The sequence below is a fragment of the Lysinibacillus sp. BSL11 genome, assembly GCF_052928325.1.
The window spans coordinates 143,854-164,553 of the sequence record NZ_JAVGCX010000007.1; the positions used below are offsets into that span (position 1 = coordinate 143,854).

Sequence of the window (20,700 nt, forward strand, 5' to 3'; positions counted from 1 at the left end):
TTTTCTCTCATCCCTTACCATTCCTTATTCATTTTCTAACGCTATCCCTATAACCAGAGAGGCTTTATCTAAGAAGTTTCTTTAAAATAAAAGACACCCCTCAGAAATAAGGAATGTCTAACTTTTTATCTATACACATCTAACAGATTTAACAAATATCTTTCTAATTCATTAATCGCAAACAAAACTTCCTTATGAAGTCTATCCTCGACAACGCTATCATCATTAAAGACCTCTAAGTATTTATTCACTTCTACAAAGAATTTTTCATACTCCTGTAAAAACTTATCAATCGTTTGATCACCAGGTGTTACAGATAAATAAATTGTTTTAAATAAATTAAAATCACTATACGCATTACTTAAAAAATAGATAGCCAGTATTCTATCGTTATTAATATACAATTTCACAAAAGATAGATTTTGTTTCAATTTTTTCAATGCATTGATAAGATTGTTCGTTTGCTTCAACATATTTGCCGTATTACTATACATCTGATAATCACCTCCATCTTTATAATAAGCAGAAAACCAACAAATTGGAATAATTTTCTGCAAATTACTAGCTGAAAACTTCGTTTATAATACAATTAAGTCGAAATATTAATTAATAGTGCTAAATGTATTACCGCAAGGACCCCCATTGGATAAATAATGGATCTTGAAAAACTATTTTTAAATTCATTTCGAGGATGCCTTTCAAAAAATAAATGCAGGATTGCATGAATAATGAAGAATAAATCAAGGACCCAAAAAATGATGGTTTGATACTGACTGAAAAGTAAGGAAAGGATTATTACGTAAAGAAACAGGTGAATAAAAGTGAATACTTTATAAGCCTTTGAATCTTCCATATCTTTAAGTATTATAAACAATCGCCACTCAGAGCGTCTTATTGCATCCATTTCGTGCAGAAGAAATAAAGAAAAGTTAAATAAAAAAAGAATGAGTAATAAATCAGGCATATCAAACCTCCTACAGTATATATACCAAATGTTACTATAAAATCACTAACGAAATACTAAGTAAACACGCCTAAATATGTCGATTTGTAGGACTAAGGAGGCTTTTATTCTTTCCCTTATATTAAGCAATCGAGTGAAAAAAATTACCTTGCAGTCCTGTATCTAGGGTTCTTCATAAGGAGGATTATCAGTTATAACCTTTTTTACTTCATTAATTTTTGCATAAAGACATTTAAATTCATCTTGCATACAATTTTAAAATTGACCACTTTCAAGTAATCTTCTAGGAGTAAACAAAAGCACACAATCAGAAGGCTTTTCGTTGGTAAATAATATGTGTAATCCCCCAAGAAATAATATAGATTAGCATTATGAAAAGTGTCGCCCCTGTATATAAAACTGTAACGGATGTATGATCTACAAAATCAATAATTGTTGTTAAGTGTTCATTCATATACAATGCAATCGGTCGTGAAATCCAAGTTAAGAGGATAAAGCTAATAAGTATAACAATTGTAATATAACCCTGTTTAAATATCTGAAATAATGGGAAGGTAAGCGCAGCAAATAGTAAGAATAAGCCACTACCAATGGCAATGTCAGATATCGTAAAATGTTTATTGAAAGCTAGAAGCGCTAGACTTGTAACACCTATGGATAAAATCATATAGGCAATCGCTCCAAGATAGCGGGATGCGATAATTTCTGTACGTGTGTATGGTAAGGAGTTTAATAATATATTCGTCTCAACTTTTTCATCGTATGCATACGTGTTAAAGGGAATAAAAATACTGGCGACCAGAAAAATTAGAACGGGTGGTGTCCCCACCAAAATAAAAACTAAGATAAAAGGAATAAAAAGTACTAGCTGCCTTTTTTGTAGTATGACATCGCGTTTAATTAAGTTAAGCATGATGGATGCCTCCTTTAAAGTAATACATGATATCTTCCAGAGAGGCACGTTCAATAATAACTGTGTCTCCAAAAATATTTTTCGCTGCTTTGATATTATCCGTTAATGCTTCAAATCCTGTAGATGCACGATGTACATGAACAAAGGCTTTTTCAGTGTCTCTATCAAGTAGATTCAACTCGCCTTTAACGAGGGCATAGTTTTCAGCTACATCGTGTATAGATTGATTAAATACTAATTCCCCTTTCTGTATAAAAGCTATGTAATCTGCGATACGATCTAAATCAGTTGTAATGTGCGTAGAAAAGAAAATGGTGCGATTGCCATCAACCATTAATTCCTGTAAAAGATCTAACAGCTCCCGTCTAAAAATGGGATCTAATCCTGCTGTTGGCTCATCCATAATGATTAGCTCTGCATGATGTGAGAGGGCTATTGCCAATGAAGCCTTCATTTGCATCCCTTTTGAAAATGTTTTGATTGCTTTGTTAAGCGATAGTTCGAATTGTTCTACGTATTGATAAAATAATGTATCGTCCCATCGCTTGTAAGCAGGTGCAACGATACGTTTTATATCTTTTAAGTTCAACCCTTCAAAAAATATATTGCCATCGTATACAAACCCAATGCGCTGCTTAATCTCCTTCTCATGCGTCTTGTAGTCCAATCCGAACAGCTTAACTTCTCCAGCATCTGGCCTTAATAGATTCATCATCGTTTTTATCGTTGTGGACTTACCCGCTCCATTCGCTCCAATGAAACCCGTTACAAAGCCTCGCTTTACCTGTAAATTTATATGATTTACGGAAAAGCCTTTGAACCTCTTTGTTACATTCTTTAACTCGACTACATTTTCCATCCCTTTCACTCCTCGTATAAAATCTTCAATAATTCCTTTAGCTCCTCAAGTGACAGGCCTATTTCTCTGCTATTCGCAATGACCGCACTCAGCTGTTCCTCAATAACCTTCAGCTTCTTTTCCCGTATAACCTCCAAATTTTGCTCCGCTACAAACGATCCTTTGCCAACAATGGAATAGATAAAGCCTGCCTTCTCCAATTCCTCATAAGCCCGTTTTGTTGTTATTACACTAATTTGTAAATCCTTTGCGAGGTTACGCATGGATGGTATGGCTGTGCCTTCCTGTAGTTCACCTGCTAAAATAAGTGATTTAATTTGATTCGTAATTTGTTCATAAATTGGCTCCTTTGAACTGTTCGAAATAATTATTTGCATGCCAATCCCTCTTCTTTATTTTTTTGAGAATATCGTTGAAAAAATACTCCCTAGTGCTGCAATCAGTATAGCAATAACATGGATTGTGATGAACATATTAAAAAAAGGAAAGGAATAAGGTGTTATCCATTCGGTGAAAAGCCTCGAATCCAAAATCCATCTTCCCATTCTGGCAACTAAATTATTACTATCGTTCATGTTCGGCTCCAGAGCAGTCCCATCGACCGTAATAAAGATCAATTGAACAATTAAAAATATACAGATAGTGATAATCCATCGTTTTAACAGATTACTTTCATGCGCTTTTTCAGTGCCTACCACTTAAACAATCCCCCCACCAATTCATTATATTGTATATATACTATATAAACATTATATACACAATTAAAAAATTTGTTCAACCACTTTTTTGGGTTTAAAGGAAATTTTACCGTGAAATGAGCTATGGCATTCAAATACATAGAAGGAGCCTGTTTTGATAGCTATTATCAAAACAGGCTCCTATTAACTACTTGGCCATTGATTGTGTCTTGTCATTCAAATATGTCCATTCTGCAGTTGCAATTTGATAATTTATGATATAATGAATCATCTGACTAAATTGGCAAGACAATGGCTGTAGCGTGTGACGACGCTGCGGCTTTTTCTTTGTTTTTTCCTTACTTCTTTTCTTTTTTATTGAAGGGTTGTTCTTTCTTTTGCTCTTGTTCCTCTTTTACCGCTTCTAATTCTTCAGGATTAAATTCCATTGCTAGTTCTTCTTGCTCTGCTTCATTCTTTTGCTTTTCTTTTGACAAAACACTCACCTCCAATATGCTTTAAAGTGGCCTTATTAAGAAAATCTATACTTTTCACTTTTTTCAAAGCTATCAAACGCATAAATAACCAAAAAACACCCATTCTATAAGTGCGTAGTGTCTCACTACTTAAAGAGCTGCAGAGATTTCTTTCTCTGTGGCTTCTTTTATTTTTTACATTAAAAATTTTATTAAAAGTGAATTTTGCTTATTTTTTCAGCCATACTAACTTAGCTTTAACGGCGAAAAATAAGAAAAGGATGTGTACAGATGGGTATTCTTGGTGGAAATCCAAAAGATGAACCGTTGCATTATGGTGAGGTATTTAGTGTGTGGTCGGGTTTAATTGCAGACTATGGCATGATATCTGGCTATCAAACATTTTATAATCATGCTGGTGATGAAGATCTTAAAAAAATTATTGAAGATATCATCGAAACATGCAGGGAAGAAGTAAAGCAATTAGAAAAAATTCTAAAAACAAACGGGATTGCACTACCTCCTGCATCACCTGAGAGACCTGTAGCAAGACTTGAAGATATTCCTCCAGGTGCTAAGTTTAATGATCCAGAAATAAGTGCTGCCCTTACTGCTGACCTAGTAGCTGGATTAGTTGCATGTAGTCAGGCAATGGGTACTTCTACTCGTGAAGACATCGCATTAATGTATGGGCAATTCCATATGGCTAAAGCTCAACTTGGTGCAAAACTTTTACGTTTAAACAAAAATAAAGGCTGGCTTGTACCACCACCATTACATGTTAATTATCCTGAAAAATAAAGATTCCCTTAGTTTAGTACAGTACTCATAGATACGTACGTATAGATGGGATATGCTTTAGGGGTAGATTAGGGGAAAACTTCTAAGCACAAACTCCAAGTAGAAATGGTGGAGAATTAAATGTGTCCCCTCCACCAGAAGGATTCCCATTACCTGTTATGCCAGAGATGCCAAATGAATATAGTCCTGGCCTGAAAGATAAAATATTTTTAGCTGTAGCGTTTGCGACGCTGCAGCTTTTTGAATGTATAAATAGACTATATTTGTATCGCACACTTCATAGGCTGTGACGTTGGTTGACCGTTATAGTCTTATTTTTATTTTAAAGGCAATAAACTATGCACAATGAGTTAACTTTTCATATTAATAGTAGTGTTAAGCTAATCTAGTTTAACTTGTACCTCCCGAATTGTTACTTAGGGTCACTTTCAGCCGAGTGACCCTTCAATATTTATTCATTTATTTATATCTCGTTTTAAATTCGATTATTTGGCTTGAAGCTTTCTATACTTTACATATTCTAGCTTCTCGAAAGGAGGGACTTTCATATGGGATATGAAGTTTACGGTTCAAACTATGGCAAGCATGATAATTTATCATTCGCTCTAATTGTTGTCCTCTTTATTCTTTTAATTATTGCTGGCGCTACTTTCTTATATCATTAATATTTACCTTCTAATATCCTCAAATATTCATACTAGGTTCAAAGGGTCGTCTCCCACCTTGGTGACCCTTTTTTACTACTTACTTTGTAGCATAGAAGCATATATGTAGGAAGCTTACATATGTCAAGTTTGTTATTCACACAGTGTACTAATCTAACAAACAGTTCATAGAATATATCAAGCATAATTAGGGCTAAAAATAACAAAGGAGAATGCCTATGAGCATTGATTTTATTACACTTGCCCCAACAGTCATGCAGGTGTTTAAAGCAGGAGATGCAAATCCAAAAAAAGTAAAGCGCATTGTTTATGGACAAGCTACCTCTGATGCAAATGGAATAGCCACATTATATTTTACAGACAATGCATTAGCTAATGGCAATCCGCTCTTATCTACCATTGACTATGCAGTGGCAAGTGTATACTCGACAAATTCAACGATAAACTTAAGACCGAGGGTTCAAATGAGAGAGAAGAATATTAGTGGGAAATATGTCTCTGCTAATATTACAAATATTAGTGGTGTGACAGTATTAGGAATTAGTGTATTAGGATCAGAAAATCCAGTAAGTGGCGTTATTGTAGATTTTATGGTTTTAGGTAGTTTTGATTTGTAAACAGGTCATACTGAACAAACTCCCTCCTGTTGCTTTTACATCCTTTATTAGATGGTAGACCTTTCTTGGTAAAACAACCTCACATCCTCACTTCTTTCGAGATAGGCAAGTAACAAATGTATTCTTTACATGTGGATGGGTCAATGATTAAGTTTAGTTTTTAGTGATTTATTTTTTTAATAAACCATAAGTTTTGAAAAATAATGAGAAAAAAATAAAGACAAAGTCGAAAAAATCGACTTTGTCTACTGAAAACACTCTATTTAAGAATGTTTTTCTTCATTTAAAAATTAAAGTTTAACGATGTTAGCAGCTTGTGGTCCACGTTGACCTTCTTCAACTGTGAATTCAACTTTTTGACCTTCTTCAAGTGATTTGAAACCTTCACCTTGGATAGCTGAGAAGTGAGCGAATACGTCTTGTCCGCCTTCTACTTCGATGAAACCAAAACCTTTTTCTGCGTTAAACCATTTTACTGTACCTTGTGTCATTTAAATGACCTCCAATAATGTTATTAAATAAAATCATACAACTTCCAAAGAAAAAAATTCACATATTACAAAAAGTAACTAACAAAACACGATTACTCTTTGTAATATGTGAATTTATTATTTCTTTAAGAAAGATTCTATTACATACAGTATATGATAAAAAATCGTATTAGTCCAGTGTAAAGTGAAATTTTTTATCAATGAAAGGCTAAAACTTTCATATACCACTTATTTAAAGGGGTAAAATTAGTCATTTCACCGCCATTAAGTAGCTACAGATTATTTATTGAGGAGTTGGAAACTACATTACCTTGGCCTTCATTATTCCTGCTAACAGCTAACATCGTGCCGTCAGCCTTTAGCCCAACAGTATGATAACCCGTAGCTAGAGGCAATTATTTTTGTATTTCAATAGCGATATTCCTTACCTCATTAATTCCGTATATTTTTTTGAAGCTGAATATTACATTTTAGGACATAATTGCCCTATGCTTCCTTAGGCTCCACATGGACATGCACTTCATAAACTCCTTGCTCTTCCACCATATTTTTTTCAACAACCGAAGCAACATCATGTGCTTTCGTGATATCTAGCTTTGCATCTACAAGTATAACGACATCAATTACCTCATTATTCCCATAATTTCTTCCTCTGATTTCTTTCAATCCTTTAACGCCATCTATTTTTAAAATAATCTCTTTGTATGTTTGCAGAATTTTCTCATCAAATCCATCCGATAGTTCATGAGAAGCTTCCTTGAAAATCTCCCAAGCTGTTTTACAAATGATGAAACCTACAACGATCGCAGTTACCGTATCTAACCAAGGCATATGTAGTTGTGACCCCAAAATTCCTACAGCGGTTCCAATACTTACCCAAGCGTCTGACAAATTATCTTTAGCTGCAGCCATAACGGCTTTACTATTGATCTTTTCAGCCAATTGTTTGTTGTAACGATAGACAAAATACATCACCAATGCTGATCCTACCCCTACATAGGCTGCAACCATATCCGGCGACTCTTTTCCACCCTGAAAAATGGAAGAAAAACCACCGATCAATACTTGAATACCAACGGCCATCATAATAAAGGAAGCGACCATCGATGCAATGGTTTCACTTTTCCAATGACCATAGCGATGATCATGATCTGCTGGTTTTTGTGAAAGCTTTAGTCCAATGAGTACTGCAATAGAGGCAATAATATCTGTCGTATTATTCAATCCATCCGCTTTTAAAGCTTCTGAACCACTCAAGTAACCAATGCCAACTTTTATGATGGATAAAATTATATATGCAATAATACTGATGATGGCACCACGTTCACCTAATTTAAGATTATTATATCTTTCTGCTTCCAATTCACTTACCTCCCACTTACGTACATTATCATCATAACAACCCAACATCGAGTGGGTCTACAGCAACCTTTTTGCACTACTATACATAAGTAGGAGGAATATAAAAGTGTTGATGAGGGGAAAAAATAAAGCCCTTAGGAAGAAACTCAGATACTGGTTCAAAGCCTAGAAATTATTATACTAACCGAATAAAATAGTAGTGTATCTGTTCTTTAAGATTTTTTCCTCCAACGAACACACCTAACAAACCTTGGTCATTTCCATTTTCGGGAGTGTGACCCTTTTTACGTACTTATAAGCACGTAAAAAACCTTGCCACAACTGTAGCAAGGCTTTTCATCTCAATTATCCTCGTAGAAATCCGCCCTCTGAGTGGATTATTTGTCCAGTTATCCATGTAGCCTCCTCGCTAGCAAGAAAGCTAATCACCTTGGCCACATCCAGTGGTGTCCCAATTCGACCCATTGGAAATTTAGGTAACAGATAACCCCTAATCTCATCATTCATCCATGTAGAATCTGTTGGCCCTGGATTGACAGCATTGACGGTAATGCCCAGTGGTGCTAGCTCCTGTGCTAATGATCTAGTAAAGGCTGAAATTGCCCCTTTCGTTGCTACATAGGCTAGCTCTCCCATCATAGGACCTAAATCTTGACCAGATGTCATATTAATGATTCTCCCTGAATTTAAATTAGCTTTTTCAAAAAGACGTGCAAATTCCACACAAAGTAGTAAGGTTGACCTCATATTCACCGCGTAATGTTCGTCTAATGTTTGAGCATCTAACGCTAAATAACCATCTTGTGCTGAATGGGCAGCATTATTTACTAAAATAGAAGGTACACCTAGTTTTTCGAACCGTTTGGAGTATCCTTTTTGGAGCTTGGGAATCTGCTAAATCAATTGACATTTCTTCACATGAAACACCCGTACTCAAAATTTCCTGTTTGAATTCTCCTATCCACTTACGATCAGCATGCCAGTGTGCGAAAAAAACATTGACACCGTCTGTAGCCAATCTTCTACAAATAGCTGTTCCAATATCTTGAGGGTGGCTTGCACCTGTAATGATTGCTATTTTACGTTTTGTTTTATTCATTTCTTTTTACCCCCATGCTTTTTGATGGTTATTGAGATTATTAATAAAAAAAGAGCATTACCATAATGGTCTGCTCCGTTTTTAGAAATCAAAGCCCTTACACTGAACATCCTTTGAAATGACCACCATACCTAGTCAAACAAAATTCGTGTTAATTTTCTAATCTAAAACTTTAATCTGATTTTGAACTTCAATAGAAAAGGCTTCTACATCAAATTGATGTTGCTTTATCGTATCTTCGGCTAACTGTTGAGCCTTCTTTTTAGCCTTGTCATTTTTCTCTTCTGTTAAATTAATCCTTACTTGAATTTCCTCAGACGTCATACTATGGTCAACGCTGAAAGTGCCAAAATCTTGTGTAAACATTGCCTCAAATAGATTGGCCATGACATCATTATAACTTAGCCGAGTTGAGATCGTTTCTGCTGGCTCATTGAGTTGCTTTAATGTTATTTGAAAAGAGATGGGGTTTAATTCATTAGCTTTGATAACGTCCAGCATTGTTTCTTCTATATGTTGCTTTGTCTTGTGATCGACCTTCTCGGGTAATGACACAAGGAGCTCTATTTTTCCATTAGGTAAAATTCCATAATCTAATAGAAAGCTATAGGATTCTTTGCGCAATGTATAAGAAATCTCACTAATTAAAAATTGATATTGCTGAATATAACGCAATAATTCATCATTACTAGGTTGTGACATAGAAACATTGGTTTTTTCAGCATATTGAATAGGTGCATTTGCAAAAAAGAAAAATGCACCACAAACAATGCTTAAAAGTAGAAACCATAACGTAAATAACCTTTTGATAAACATGTATAGCCCCCTTATTCGGGACTATATGCCAATTATCTAAAGTAAATTACGGTAGAATTTTATAAAACAACACACGATCTTGATTTTCACCACCATAATTACTATGAATGGACATATTATCGATCACCTTGTCACCCTTTTCCATTCTAAAACCGAGATTCTTATGGAAGGCGATGGACACTTCGTTAATAGGCGACGTAACACATTTCACAATATTTCGATGGTATTGCTTCACCACATGAAAGAATACATCATATAATCTTTTTGCAATATTCTGTTTTCTATAATCAGGATGGACCCCAACAAAATGGATGAACGCTTCATTCGTTTTGGACTGCGATAAAAAGCCAATGAGGAAGCCGATAATTTCGCCATCCTTCTCCATAATAAGGCTCGTATTTGTAAAGTGATCAAAAAATAATTTAGGCAGCTTATCTGACATATTCCTACCGCCCCACCACTCATTAATCAATGGAGATAAAGTATAGTAATCTGAACTCTGTACACTACGAATATTCATGGAATCCCTCCTCCTTTTCAAGTCATACAACAGACTTATAGTCTGAATATATCTACAGCTATTATATAAATGGTGACATTCACCACAGCAAACACACTACAAATGTATTTAAGTTATTGTGCTGAGGCTCATACAAACTCAAAAACAATCACCATAACCAGATATGGATAAAACAATGTAGATGAATACTATCTCTATACCCTCCATCTAGGTAGGTTAATCCTACTCTTATTTTACCCTACCATTTATTTCAATATCAATGGTTCTATTATACCTTTGCCATCACTAATGACTTTAACGTGTTGCTTAAAGCCTGAATGTGGTTGGTGGTATCTGTCATGCTAACAAGAAGTTGATTTTCGTCCTCCACTGAATGTAAAATAGCTCCCGTAGAAGCTGCATTTTGCTCCGTCATGTGATTCAGTTTTTCAATTTGCTTTTGGATTACCTCGAATTGTGAGATGGCACTGCTTAATTCATGCATCCCTCTTGTTAAATCTGTATTCGTTTCCGTAAAAGAATCCTTTAAACTATTAAAGAAATGACTGACATCCTGTAAAAGCTGTTCTCCATGCTGGAGTGCCTTTTCACCGTCATCAGAACGTTTATGGGCCTCTGTTGATTTTTCAAACAAGGTTTTTGTTACATTGGTGATGCTGACGGTAATAGCAGCGCTTTCTTCTGCTAGCTTACGCACTTCATCTGCTACAATCGCAAATCCTTTTCCGTGTTCTCCCGCTCTAGCCGCTTCTATTGCCGCATTTAAGGCCAATAAATTAGTCTGTTCTGCAATATGGGTAATCCCCTTTAATAAACTATCCACCGTTTGTAGGCTATGTTGTAGCTCGTTGACAGTTTCCGCAGTTGAGCCCATCGCATGACTCATAACGCTCATTTGAGTCATTGCATCCTGCATTTTATCCCATCCTGCTAATACTTCTTGTTGTAGCTCAGTAGATTTAACGACCGTATCCTTCGAAATTGTCAATGTTTTATTGACAAAATGAACCGAGTCACCCATTGTGCCGTGGATCATTTGTAAACTCGATGCCTCCTGCTGAATACTTGCAGAGATATCCTCTGTTGCTACTAAAATTCGCTTACTAGAGCCAGAAATCTTTTGCATTGTTTGTTGGAATTGTGTGACATGCTTGTCCAATGCCTGACTGCTCTTTTCGATTTCCTGAAATGTATTTTGTAGTTGATTGAAGGATGCTTGCACTTCATTTTGCTGGATTTCTGCATGTTGAATCAATTCATTCCCCCATTTTGCCAGCAAATAAAAAGCAATAATGACCCCATTCATGATTGCAAGAAGTGTCACAAAGACAATGGTGTCATCAAATGGTCCTAACAAGGATGCCGAGTTGACCATATATAAAATGAAAAAACTAAGATTAGTTAAAATCCCAAAGAAAACAATCAATTCTTTTTTAAAATACAGGGCAATAATAGCCACTGTACACAGTAAAATATAATGTTTATTTAATGAAAAGCTATCAAGCAAAAATAAGGTAAACACAACACTTGATGGAATGAGGCCAAAAATAAAGCCTTTGACATACGTTTTTATAGGTAAAAAATAATTACATACCGCCAAGGCAATGACAGCTAACCCAATAAATAAAAAATGTATGCCCTTTGATAGAATCATAGGTCCACATATTAGAATGGCCAAAATTGAGATAATAGCCAAATTTACACGATGAACTTTTCGTGTATCATAACGAATTTTATGCTCCATTACTATCCCCCTAAAAAAATGAATAGACATTCAGTTTAATTTTCTATTATTATATAGTATAACAACTACTTTTTGTAGCTAAATATTGTATTTATAAGCAGAATTAGCTTATTTTTGAAATAAAAGGGGGAAATTAAATTGACTAGCGTCCAACAAATCGCACCAAATTTCTACTGTATCGATACACATGATTTAGGTCGAGAGCAGCGAACAAGTTCCTATCTATTAATCGATGAAAAGATAGCTCTCATTGAAACTTCAGCCAGCCCATCTGTACCTTATATTATGGAAGGGTTACAGAAATTAAATATTGCAGTAGAGGATATAGACTATGTCATCGTGACACATATTCATTTAGACCATGCAGGCGGAGCAGGGTTATTTTTGCAAAGCTGTCCCAATGCTAAATTCGTGGTTCATCCACGAGGCGTAGCCCATATGATTGATCCAAGTCGTCTTATCCTCAGTGCTAAAGGGGTTTATGGCGCTGAATTTGACCGCCTTTTTGATCCAATTGTGCCCATTGACGCTGCAAGAATTATTGAAATTCAACACGAACAGCGTTTGCAACTAGGTCAACATCATTTAACGTTTTATCATACTGAGGGGCATGCTAAGCATCATGTTTCAATGCTTTATTCCGCTACAAATGGCTTGTTTGTAGGTGATACAACAGGTGTTCGCTATCCCGAAATGGATGAGGAAGCAATTGATTTAATCATTCCGTCTACCTCTCCAAATCAATACAACCCTGAAACAATGGAACAATCTTTAAAATTGTACGAAAAGCTACAAGCAAGTGAATTATACTTCGGTCACTATGGTGCTTATCAAAATCCAGCAGAAGCCTATCGTCAGGTGCGCTATTGGACACCGCTCTTTTTAGAAGAAGGTAGAAAAGCGCAAGCGTCATCCAGCCAGTTCCAAGAACAAGTTCATTACTTAGATGCTCGCTTAAAGGAACTTTTATTCAACTATCTACAGGAAAACGGCATTCCGTCCGATCATCCTGTCTATCAAACCATCCCATTCGATACCATTGTGTCCGCAATGGGAATACTGGATTACCTCGAAAAAGCAAATGCACAGGTTCCACTTTAATAGGAAAAGAGGTGTCTCCAATGATTTTGTGGACACCTTTTTTTAGATTCGCTAATAATATTGGCCGAAGCGATCTTTTTTTTGGAAAATCCGCTCTTTTTTTATCGCAAAGTGCTCTTTTTTCAGGTGAACCCGCTCTCTTTTCTGATCAAAGCGCACCAAATCTCATCAGTAGTGACCATGCCCTGTTCCACATATAGAGGCTTTTCCTTGTCTTCATTCCTTTAATTGATCTAGAACTGCTTGAAAATTTTGTTGCTCCCCTACTTCACGAAATAATTGAAAGGGATTGCTCATTTTTTTCATGCGCTCCATGACAAAAGGAATCGTAAAAAGTGTGGGTTTTAGGTTTTCATTAACCTCCTCCCACAGAAGCGGTGTGGCTACTAAACCCATTTCATTGCCACGAGTGGAATACGGGGCAATGATGGTCTTGCCCTCTGCATGCTGCACATAATCTAAATATAATTTTTCATGACGATTCTTCTTTAAACGCTCAATTGTATATAAATTTGGCTTTTGCTCACATAAAAAGCGACAAACGAATTCTGTAAATATACGTACCTCTTCATAAGTAAATGTATTTTCTGGTAAAGGAATATATATCTGTAAACCTTTTCCACCTGATGTTTTAACAAAGGACTGTAGCTGAAAATAATCAATAATGTTCTTTAAATCAAGTGCTCCTGAAACGGCTAATGAAAAATCTTGTACTGAGGGAGGATCTAAGTCGAAAACGATTTCTGTCGGGTATTGAGAATGATGTGTTTGAAATGGAATGTGGAGCTCTAATGCCAGCTGATTTCCAAGCCACAATAACGTTTCCAAGTTATTACACACGATATAATCAATATCATCCATCACAGCTGTTGCCATAAAATTAGGTATTTTCTCTGGCCTACTTTTTTGATAAAAACTTTCACCTGGAGCACCATGTGGATAGCGTATTAGCGTTAGAGGGCGATCCTTTAGAAATGGCATTAAATAGGACGAGATATTTTGCAAATAGAACAAGTATTGATCCTTTGTAATACCCATTTTTGGCCATACAGGCTTGTCTGGATGTGTGATAGCAACTGATTCAGGGATAGGATACAGTTGACGTTGCATATGCAGCCAATGACATTCCTCAGGTGACTTCTCTAATCGAAAGGCATGAAATCTAGGTTCCCGAAGCTTACTACCATCAAAATCAATACAGGCAATATCAACACAAATAGAGGGCTCAAGTACCCATAACTGCTTTTTACGCAGTCCATTAGTCTGAAAGAATTTGACAAGTGTTTGATGCTCTTCCTCTGTCATACCATGCTTAAACGTAACAACTTCTCGTAATTGATTGTTCTCAAAAACTGCACCATGAAAATAACTATTGCTATGATCATATTGTGTGACAATGACTGTGACATAACGCCAATTTTTTATCTTTAGCCAATGATTTGATCGTATGTTTTCAAGCCATTTACTTGTTTTCTTCTTAGCAACAATGCCTTCCCCATTGTAAAGCTTGATGGACTGCCATAAGCTCTCATGCTCCTCACTACCATGTATAACTTGGATAGGGGTTGGGTTCTCATAGTTAACGCTTGGCCATTTGAACTTCGCAGCAAGCTTGACCAATTGCTCCTTACGCGTTTTTAAATAGTGGTTTTGGAGAGATTCTCCTTTAAGGGTTAAAACATCAAATGCTAGATAGTGAAAAGGAAATGAATGAGCATGTTCCTGAATCACGTCTTGATTTTGCATTCTTCCCCTCTTCTGAACAACGGCAAAATCACTTTTATAATGATTGCGTAAATAAACTAACTCCCCATCCAAGGTTAGGGGTAAAAAGGTTTGGATGGATGTATATATTTGCTGACAAAAAGCTAAAATTTCGGGAAACAGGTGATTTAATTGTCGCCCATTTCTACTAATGAGCTTCGGCTCCTCATCCCAAACTAATAAGCAGCGAAAACCATCATATTTCGTTTCAAATAGCCATTCATCTCCACTAGGAATATCGTTTGTTTCCGATAAAAGCATTGGTTTCATTCCGCTATACCTACTTTGCTTTTTATATTCAGTGTTTGAAGATTTCATTTTAAGATACATAAAAAACCTCAAAATACATCATAGTAAGAAAAACGAGGTGACAACAATGCATACAGTGTGGAAAGGCAGTATTTCCTTTGGACTTGTTAATATTCCTGTGAAACTACATGCTGCTACTGAAAATAAAGATGTCAAATTGCGTCAGCTTCACAAAGACTGCCATACGCCGATTAGCTATAAAAAGGTTTGTGAGGGCTGTAACCAAGAGGTAAAAGATGAGGATATCGTGAAGGCTTATGAATATGCCAAAAATAAATTTGTTGTGTTGGATCCAGACGATTTAGAAAACTTGCGTAAGGAAAATGAAGATAAGGCTGTGGAAATTATTGATTTTGTGCAATTAACTGAAATCGATCCAATCTATTTTGAACGCACCTATTTTTTATCACCCGATTCGACGGGTGCCAAAGCCTATTCATTGTTACGAAAAACATTAGAACAATCAGGAAAAATTGGCATTGCCAAAATCATTATCCGCTCTAAAGAGCAGCTTGCCATCGTGCGTGTTTATCAAAATGCCCTCGTGATGGAAACAATTCACTATCCAGATGAGGTAAGAAGTATTGGCGATGTACCTAATATTCCAAGTGAACAGGATGTAGTACAAAAGGAGCTCGATACAGCCCTCATGTTAGTGGAACAGCTAACAACTACATTCAACCCTGAAAAATATACAGATGATTACCGCAATGCTTTATTAGAACTAATTGAAGAAAAGAAAGCTACAAATACGATATCTACAAGCGATAAACAACGTCCAATTCCTGAAAATGTCACGGATTTAATGACAGCTCTACAGGCCTCTTTAGAAAAAACAAAAAAGCCCGCTACAAGAAAACGGACAACACGGACAAAGAAAAATGCCTAAGAACAAGCGTATCCTTACATTGGGATACGCTTTAGAATTGCCGAAAATAGGAATCTAAATCCTTTATGCGCTAGATCATTAAAAGTTTAGCCAATACAGCATGTTGCTGTTTAAAGAATTTAGGCTTTCCTACCCTTTCAAAGCGTTTATTCCAACGAAACATTTTAAAAAAGATCGAAAAAGTAGGTTGATAGTGAGCTTTTTCGATGCCCATTTTCTGTTTCATAAATCTTTTTAAAATACGAAAGACTCGAATTTTATAAGGCATATCGAGAAAGATAATGCAATCAGCTTGCTGGAAGCTATCAACAACCCACTCCTCCTGATGGATCCCCTCTATAATCCAACTGTTCGTTTGGAGAATGGTTCGTAAGTGCTCCTTTTTTCTTCATCTGTTCTTAGAATATCCCCTGATTCCTTTCGCATCCATGCCACATTATCAAGCTCATAATAAGGAATCTGCAAGGTTTTAGATAATTTCCTCGCCAATGTCGTTTTCCCACTGCCAACGGACCCAATGATATGTATTTTTTGTGGAAACGCTTTTGTCACAGAACCCCTCCATTAGATGTACCTTTGTAGAAATAATTCCTTTATTATACAATAGATTTCAGCTTACATAACGATAGTTTCCCAAGAACATTCGTTCCCACTTATGGTATGATGAAGGAAAAACTAGGAGATCTTTATTCATGACAATACTTGAGCAAATGTCGCAACAACAAATAGCTGGCCTCAGCATTGCCTATATAAAGGATGGTGAGCTTCAGAAAGCAGATTGCTTTGGTCTATTAGAGGTCGGGAAAACTAACAGAATCAATACCGAAACCATCTTCAATGCCTGTTCAATTAGTAAACTAGTTACAAGCATTTTAGTGATGAAGCTGGTCGAGCAAGGGATAGTAGATTTAGATGAGGATATTAATCAAAAGCTTACATCTTGGAAGATGCCAGATCATAGCTACACTCAGGAAAAAAAAGTAACATTACGACATTTGTTAAGTCATCAGGCGGGGATTATTGACCCTAAAGGCAGCTTCTCTCCCTTACATTCACTATGGCAGACGCCTTCGATGGTCGACTTATTAAAAGGTACAACTCCTTATTGTTCCATACCAATCGATAGTACTTTTGAGGCCGAGCAAGAATTTCACTATTCAGATGCTGGCTTTTGTATTGTTCAATTGCTAATTGAGGATACAATGGGTTCAAGTTTTTCAACACTTATGACTGACCTGATTTTTCGACCACTAGCCATGACAAATAGCTTTTTTTCTTCCGCAGTTCCAACTGCCAATACAGCAAGTGGTCATCATAAAGATGGCACCGTAACAGCACAAAGATACCCTATTTACCCGTATGATGCAGCTTGTGGATTATGGACAACACCGTCAGATCTAGCAAAATTATTACAAGAGGTAATGCAGGCCTTAAAGGGAAAAGGTACACTTGGTTTAGCTTCAATCCATGAGCTAATTCGTCCTCAGGGCTGTAAAGAATGGCTGGGCCTTGGTGTATTTCTTGACGGTGCTGGTGAGCAGCTAGAAATATCCTCGCTTGGCTGGGGCGTTGGCTATCAATGTATGCTAGTGGCCTACCCCCACCTAGACAAAGGCTTTGTTGCCATGATTAACACCGATACAGGCGTCCATCAAATGCAAGGTCTCTTAGGAGATATCTATCGTTCCTTTATCAAATAAAGAAGAGGCTTGATTTAAGCCTCTTTCTTTACCCCATAATGCAGTTGTACCATTTGACCATATCGCTTTGTTTCCAATAGCCTTAAGTTTTCGAATGGACGTGGCGATTTAAACAAGGGTATTCCTGAGCCCAATAAATGCGGTGTAATCGTAATAATCCATTCATCAATTAGCCGCTCCTGTAAAAAAGCATCCAAAATGTCCCCTCCCCCTACCATCCAAATCTTTGTGCCTTCTTGCTCTTTTAAACATTTTGTAAATGTGATGACATCCTCTTGGATAAATGTCACATGCTCATTTTCCCCAGTTCGAGTTCTTGAGAACACATAGCATTTTTTATCAGGATAGGGGAACGGTTCCATATGTTCTAGGATATAATCATATGTTCGTTTTCCCATAATGACGGTATCAATGGTTTGATACATATCAGCGTAGCCATTATCACCCTCTCCCTCTGTTTCCTCTAGCCACTGTAGATCATCATTTTCCTTGGCAATAAATCCATCTAAACTCCCTGCAATAAATACTAGTATTTCTCGTGACATCATGTCAGCTCCTCTTCTTTTGAAAATCTCTTCTACAATCTCTATACTAAATATAAAACATGACAACTCTTGGCATGATTAAATAAAAAGGTGAAAAAAATATGACCAAAGCTAAACGATTAATTGATATTTTGCTATTTGTCAGTGCGCAAAAGAAATTTACAGCGCAGGAAATTGCTGACACTTTCCATATTTCCGTGCGAACGGTGCATCGTTACCTTTTGGATTTAAGTGATATGGGGCTACCCATTTACGCGGAACAAGGAAGACATGGGGGCTATACGGTGCTATCAAATGCCATTCTCCCACCGATATTATTTACCGAGGAAGAGGCGGTCGCCATTTTCTTTGCATTTCAGTCTTTGCACTATTATCGTGATTTACCTTTTAATACTGAAATGAAGTCTGTCTCTCACAAGCTGTATGAATCCTTACAGAAGGAAGCCAAGAAAAAGGTGGATACGCTGCAATCCTATATTGCTTTTTGGAACCCTAAAAGAACCATAACAACACCACTCTTAACGGACGTTTTAGAGGCTATCATCAACCAATCACAATTGCATATCCAATATGAATCGAAGTCTGGTATCACCTCTAAACATATCCAGCCTATTGGCGTGTACGCTCATGATGGCTTATGGTATATGCCTGCGCTACTACTATCAAATGAAAGAATATTACTCTTCCGTGTAGATCGAATTAAAAACATAAAAGTTAGTGAAACAAACCGTAAAACGACGATGAATTTGCAGCAATGGCTTGAAAATGACTATGAGCCTCAGCAGCCTATTCGCTTATATGTTGAATTATCAAGCGAGGGCGTTCGTCAATGTTTAAGTGAGCCCCATCTTGAAAAAGCGGTTGTTCATCAAAGTGATGGAACAGGTTATATCGATACGATCATCGATCAACATGAGCTCCACTTTAATAGCTCCCTATTCTTTCGCCTTGGACAACATGCGATTGTTAAAGAACCGCAAGCATTAATTCAGCTTATGCGTCAGCATGCACATGAGCTATTAGCGATTTACCCTGAGCCAATAGAGCCTCTATAAGATGACAATTTTGTCAGATTCACGTAACATTCATCGTTACTACTTTTAAAAGATCTTCCTTATAATTGGTTTTGAAGGAGGAGATATACGTTGCAACCGACCAACAGTAATAAACGAATTGATACATTAGATTATTTAAGAGGGTTCGCCTTACTAGGCATTATTTTAGTCAATATCCCCTCATTAATGTGGATTGAACCACCTGAATTGGCTAATGATATTGCCTATAGCCGCTTTCTAACACTTTTTGTAGAGGGTAAATTTTTTATCATTTTTTCATTTTTATTTGGAATAGGATTCTATCTCTTTATTTCACGCGCTCAGGCAAGGGGCGAAAAAGCCTATGCCTTATTTAGTCGTAGACTTTTGATTTTACTGTGTATGGGGCTTGTGCATTTTTATTTCCAACCAGGTGAAGCCTTAACTGTCTATGCTATCTTTGGCTTTGTAGCCTTACCTTTTTATAAAATGCGCAAAGACATAAATCTCATCCTTGGATTCATCCTACTAGCCATCACCGCCTATTTTGGTCTAAAAATTTTAATGCCATTTCCACTGATTTTGCTTGGTCTAGCTGCGGGTCAATATCATTTATTTGAAAATATCTCGTTACATCGAAATAAAATCAGGTTAGTGACGATTGTAATGGGCTTTATAAGCATGGCTAGCTGGTTTTATCAATGGCAGTATGTCCCTGAGCCTCTTGTTAATATCCAACATTTGCCCAAGGATCAGCTAGAGCCTCATATTACAAATATCGAGCAATTTTCATTAATTGGACTACAGTTTAGCCCATTTGCTTCTGCCTTTTACATGGGAACAATTATCCTATTATTACAAAGTACTTTGTTCCAGCGACTATTGGCACCGTTAAAAGCATATGGGCGCATGGCCTTGACTAATTACTTGGGGCAAACAGTGCTCATTCTCTTAATTGGCCATGCTTTCGGTTTAATCGGACAACTTCGCTATCTTGAATCTTTGTGGATTTGTTTAGGCATTTATGTTTGCCAATTGCTCTTTAGTAAGCTATGGCTATACTTTTTCCGCTTTGGCCCTATGGAATGGCTATGGCGAATCGGGACATATTGGACAATTCCTCCCCTACGACAAAGTAAGAAAGATTATTTATCGTAAAGGATAAATACCTATCAGCTTGGTGGTAAACATCATATATTGGTAATGTACCCTACTCGCTTTCCATCTTTGCTCATATCTTCAGCAAGAAACACATCCCCATTTTATTTGGTCACCGAAGTGACTAATTTAAAAACAGCGTTAATCCATTGTTAACGCTGTTTCTTTTACTTTTATTAAACCTAATAAGTGAATC

The 20,700-nt window shown here is 36.5% G+C and carries 23 protein-coding genes and 3 pseudogenes; 9 read left to right on the forward strand and 17 right to left on the reverse strand.

Annotation, left to right across the window (positions count from 1 at the left end):
- Positions 1 to 125 precede the first annotated feature (125 nt).
- The 7 genes from RCJ95_RS10275 to RCJ95_RS10305 form a co-directional block, all read right to left on the reverse strand.
- Complete coding sequence (locus tag RCJ95_RS10275; protein ID WP_237898097.1) at positions 126 to 494, reverse strand: hypothetical protein; 369 nt, start codon at positions 492 to 494, stop codon at positions 126 to 128.
- Positions 495 to 589: 95 nt separating this feature from the next.
- On the reverse strand, positions 590 to 964 hold the full coding sequence (locus RCJ95_RS10280; RefSeq protein ID WP_221682927.1) for a DUF6713 family protein: 375 nt from the start codon (positions 962 to 964) through the stop codon (positions 590 to 592).
- Between the two features lie 307 nt (positions 965 to 1,271).
- Positions 1,272 to 1,877, reverse strand: coding sequence for an ABC-2 transporter permease (locus RCJ95_RS10285; RefSeq protein WP_312130328.1), 606 nt, complete (start codon positions 1,875 to 1,877; stop codon positions 1,272 to 1,274).
- A complete protein-coding gene (locus RCJ95_RS10290; protein ID WP_313149783.1) occupies positions 1,870 to 2,736 on the reverse strand; it encodes an ABC transporter ATP-binding protein in 867 nt (288 codons plus the stop codon). Before RCJ95_RS10290 ends, RCJ95_RS10285 begins: the two co-directional genes overlap by 8 nt.
- Positions 2,737 to 2,741: 5 nt before the next feature.
- Positions 2,742 to 3,113: a GntR family transcriptional regulator gene (locus tag RCJ95_RS10295; RefSeq protein ID WP_036076388.1), complete on the reverse strand. Its 372-nt coding sequence runs from the start codon at positions 3,111 to 3,113 to the stop codon at positions 2,742 to 2,744.
- A 15-nt stretch (positions 3,114 to 3,128) separates the two neighbouring features.
- Positions 3,129 to 3,434 (reverse strand): YfzA family protein, encoded by a 306-nt coding sequence (locus tag RCJ95_RS10300; RefSeq protein WP_221682929.1) that lies wholly within the window; start codon positions 3,432 to 3,434, stop codon positions 3,129 to 3,131.
- Positions 3,435 to 3,772: 338 nt separating this feature from the next.
- Positions 3,773 to 3,910 (reverse strand): hypothetical protein, encoded by a 138-nt coding sequence (locus RCJ95_RS10305; RefSeq protein ID WP_221682930.1) that lies wholly within the window; start codon positions 3,908 to 3,910, stop codon positions 3,773 to 3,775.
- A gap of 270 nt (positions 3,911 to 4,180) precedes the next feature.
- Here RCJ95_RS10305 and RCJ95_RS10310 point away from each other — a divergent pair, with 270 nt between their 5' ends.
- From RCJ95_RS10310 to RCJ95_RS10325, 4 genes and pseudogenes are all read left to right on the forward strand, one after another.
- On the forward strand, positions 4,181 to 4,690 hold the full coding sequence (locus RCJ95_RS10310; protein WP_004225199.1) for a DUF3231 family protein: 510 nt from the start codon (positions 4,181 to 4,183) through the stop codon (positions 4,688 to 4,690).
- Positions 4,691 to 4,779: 89 nt separating this feature from the next.
- Positions 4,780 to 4,890 (forward strand): annotated as a pseudogene (locus RCJ95_RS10315) (manganese catalase family protein); the annotation flags it as partial.
- Positions 4,891 to 5,238: 348 nt separating this feature from the next.
- Positions 5,239 to 5,355 (forward strand): YjcZ family sporulation protein, encoded by a 117-nt coding sequence (locus RCJ95_RS10320; RefSeq protein WP_004225198.1) that lies wholly within the window; start codon positions 5,239 to 5,241, stop codon positions 5,353 to 5,355.
- 218 nt (positions 5,356 to 5,573) lie between these two features.
- Complete coding sequence (locus RCJ95_RS10325; protein WP_004225196.1) at positions 5,574 to 5,972, forward strand: hypothetical protein; 399 nt, start codon at positions 5,574 to 5,576, stop codon at positions 5,970 to 5,972.
- Between the two features lie 290 nt (positions 5,973 to 6,262).
- Here RCJ95_RS10325 and RCJ95_RS10330 read toward each other — a convergent pair whose 3' ends face one another.
- The 7 genes and pseudogenes from RCJ95_RS10330 to RCJ95_RS10360 all read right to left on the reverse strand — a co-directional run bounded on the left by RCJ95_RS10330 (position 6,263) and on the right by RCJ95_RS10360 (position 12,004).
- The gene (locus tag RCJ95_RS10330) at positions 6,263 to 6,463 is read right to left on the reverse strand and encodes a cold-shock protein (protein WP_004225195.1); all 201 of its coding nucleotides are present in this window, start codon (positions 6,461 to 6,463) and stop codon (positions 6,263 to 6,265) included.
- 272 nt (positions 6,464 to 6,735) lie between these two features.
- The gene (locus RCJ95_RS10335) at positions 6,736 to 6,858 is read right to left on the reverse strand and encodes a hypothetical protein (protein WP_341275683.1); all 123 of its coding nucleotides are present in this window, start codon (positions 6,856 to 6,858) and stop codon (positions 6,736 to 6,738) included.
- 91 nt (positions 6,859 to 6,949) lie between these two features.
- Positions 6,950 to 7,825, reverse strand: a complete 876-nt coding sequence (locus RCJ95_RS10340; RefSeq protein WP_446722228.1) for a cation diffusion facilitator family transporter — start codon at positions 7,823 to 7,825, stop codon at positions 6,950 to 6,952.
- A 345-nt stretch (positions 7,826 to 8,170) separates the two neighbouring features.
- Positions 8,171 to 8,924: pseudogene (locus RCJ95_RS10345) on the reverse strand (SDR family oxidoreductase).
- A gap of 159 nt (positions 8,925 to 9,083) precedes the next feature.
- Positions 9,084 to 9,740: a hypothetical protein gene (locus tag RCJ95_RS10350; protein ID WP_446722229.1), complete on the reverse strand. Its 657-nt coding sequence runs from the start codon at positions 9,738 to 9,740 to the stop codon at positions 9,084 to 9,086.
- Positions 9,741 to 9,786: 46 nt separating this feature from the next.
- Positions 9,787 to 10,260 carry a GNAT family N-acetyltransferase gene (locus RCJ95_RS10355; RefSeq protein ID WP_004225188.1) on the reverse strand — a complete coding sequence of 158 codons (474 nt, stop codon included), beginning with the start codon at positions 10,258 to 10,260 and terminating at the stop codon, positions 9,787 to 9,789.
- Between the two features lie 268 nt (positions 10,261 to 10,528).
- Positions 10,529 to 12,004, reverse strand: coding sequence for a methyl-accepting chemotaxis protein (locus tag RCJ95_RS10360; RefSeq protein ID WP_446722230.1), 1,476 nt, complete (start codon positions 12,002 to 12,004; stop codon positions 10,529 to 10,531).
- Between the two features lie 138 nt (positions 12,005 to 12,142).
- Between RCJ95_RS10360 and RCJ95_RS10365 the strand changes: the two genes are divergently transcribed.
- Complete coding sequence (locus RCJ95_RS10365; protein WP_257522335.1) at positions 12,143 to 13,105, forward strand: MBL fold metallo-hydrolase; 963 nt, start codon at positions 12,143 to 12,145, stop codon at positions 13,103 to 13,105.
- Positions 13,106 to 13,321: 216 nt separating this feature from the next.
- Here RCJ95_RS10365 and RCJ95_RS10370 read toward each other — a convergent pair whose 3' ends face one another.
- Positions 13,322 to 15,139, reverse strand: a complete 1,818-nt coding sequence (locus RCJ95_RS10370; RefSeq protein ID WP_446722231.1) for a DNA ligase D — start codon at positions 15,137 to 15,139, stop codon at positions 13,322 to 13,324.
- A 106-nt stretch (positions 15,140 to 15,245) separates the two neighbouring features.
- On the opposite strand from RCJ95_RS10370, the gene ku reads away from it, so the two are divergent.
- Positions 15,246 to 16,067 (forward strand): non-homologous end joining protein Ku, encoded by an 822-nt coding sequence (ku, locus tag RCJ95_RS10375; protein WP_446722232.1) that lies wholly within the window; start codon positions 15,246 to 15,248, stop codon positions 16,065 to 16,067.
- 70 nt (positions 16,068 to 16,137) lie between these two features.
- Here the strand turns inward: ku and RCJ95_RS10380 are convergent.
- Positions 16,138 to 16,619 (reverse strand): annotated as a pseudogene (locus RCJ95_RS10380) (AAA family ATPase).
- Positions 16,620 to 16,759: 140 nt separating this feature from the next.
- On the opposite strand from RCJ95_RS10380, the gene RCJ95_RS10385 reads away from it, so the two are divergent.
- Positions 16,760 to 17,767, forward strand: coding sequence for a serine hydrolase domain-containing protein (locus RCJ95_RS10385; RefSeq protein WP_313149785.1), 1,008 nt, complete (start codon positions 16,760 to 16,762; stop codon positions 17,765 to 17,767).
- A gap of 14 nt (positions 17,768 to 17,781) precedes the next feature.
- On the opposite strand, the gene RCJ95_RS10390 is transcribed toward RCJ95_RS10385, so the two are convergent.
- Entirely contained in the window at positions 17,782 to 18,312 is a 531-nt protein-coding gene (locus RCJ95_RS10390) for a dihydrofolate reductase family protein (RefSeq protein ID WP_446722233.1), read from the reverse strand.
- A gap of 101 nt (positions 18,313 to 18,413) precedes the next feature.
- On the opposite strand from RCJ95_RS10390, the gene RCJ95_RS10395 reads away from it, so the two are divergent.
- A complete protein-coding gene (locus RCJ95_RS10395) occupies positions 18,414 to 19,367 on the forward strand; it encodes a helix-turn-helix transcriptional regulator (RefSeq protein WP_221682942.1) in 954 nt (317 codons plus the stop codon).
- Positions 19,368 to 19,457: 90 nt separating this feature from the next.
- Entirely contained in the window at positions 19,458 to 20,504 is a 1,047-nt protein-coding gene (locus tag RCJ95_RS10400; RefSeq protein ID WP_257522337.1) for a DUF418 domain-containing protein, read from the forward strand.
- Positions 20,505 to 20,700: the final 196 nt, after the last annotated feature.

Coding starts and splice junctions, on each gene's coding strand:
- RCJ95_RS10330 (WP_004225195.1), bottom strand. CDS start 6,463: ATGACACAAGGTACAGTAAAATGGTTTAACGCAGAAAAAGGTTTTGGT.
- RCJ95_RS10360 (WP_446722230.1), bottom strand. CDS start 12,004: ATGGAGCATAAAATTCGTTATGATACACGAAAAGTTCATCGTGTAAAT.
- RCJ95_RS10350 (WP_446722229.1), bottom strand. CDS start 9,740: ATGTTTATCAAAAGGTTATTTACGTTATGGTTTCTACTTTTAAGCATT.
- RCJ95_RS10395 (WP_221682942.1), top strand. CDS start 18,414: ATGACCAAAGCTAAACGATTAATTGATATTTTGCTATTTGTCAGTGCG.
- RCJ95_RS10275 (WP_237898097.1), bottom strand. CDS start 494: ATGTATAGTAATACGGCAAATATGTTGAAGCAAACGAACAATCTTATC.
- RCJ95_RS10320 (WP_004225198.1), top strand. CDS start 5,239: ATGGGATATGAAGTTTACGGTTCAAACTATGGCAAGCATGATAATTTA.
- RCJ95_RS10290 (WP_313149783.1), bottom strand. CDS start 2,736: ATGGAAAATGTAGTCGAGTTAAAGAATGTAACAAAGAGGTTCAAAGGC.
- RCJ95_RS10385 (WP_313149785.1), top strand. CDS start 16,760: ATGACAATACTTGAGCAAATGTCGCAACAACAAATAGCTGGCCTCAGC.
- RCJ95_RS10280 (WP_221682927.1), bottom strand. CDS start 964: ATGCCTGATTTATTACTCATTCTTTTTTTATTTAACTTTTCTTTATTT.
- RCJ95_RS10355 (WP_004225188.1), bottom strand. CDS start 10,260: ATGAATATTCGTAGTGTACAGAGTTCAGATTACTATACTTTATCTCCA.
- RCJ95_RS10325 (WP_004225196.1), top strand. CDS start 5,574: ATGAGCATTGATTTTATTACACTTGCCCCAACAGTCATGCAGGTGTTT.
- RCJ95_RS10390 (WP_446722233.1), bottom strand. CDS start 18,312: ATGTCACGAGAAATACTAGTATTTATTGCAGGGAGTTTAGATGGATTT.
- RCJ95_RS10310 (WP_004225199.1), top strand. CDS start 4,181: ATGGGTATTCTTGGTGGAAATCCAAAAGATGAACCGTTGCATTATGGT.
- ku (WP_446722232.1), top strand. CDS start 15,246: ATGCATACAGTGTGGAAAGGCAGTATTTCCTTTGGACTTGTTAATATT.
- RCJ95_RS10285 (WP_312130328.1), bottom strand. CDS start 1,877: ATGCTTAACTTAATTAAACGCGATGTCATACTACAAAAAAGGCAGCTA.
- RCJ95_RS10295 (WP_036076388.1), bottom strand. CDS start 3,113: ATGCAAATAATTATTTCGAACAGTTCAAAGGAGCCAATTTATGAACAA.
- RCJ95_RS10370 (WP_446722231.1), bottom strand. CDS start 15,139: ATGAAACCAATGCTTTTATCGGAAACAAACGATATTCCTAGTGGAGAT.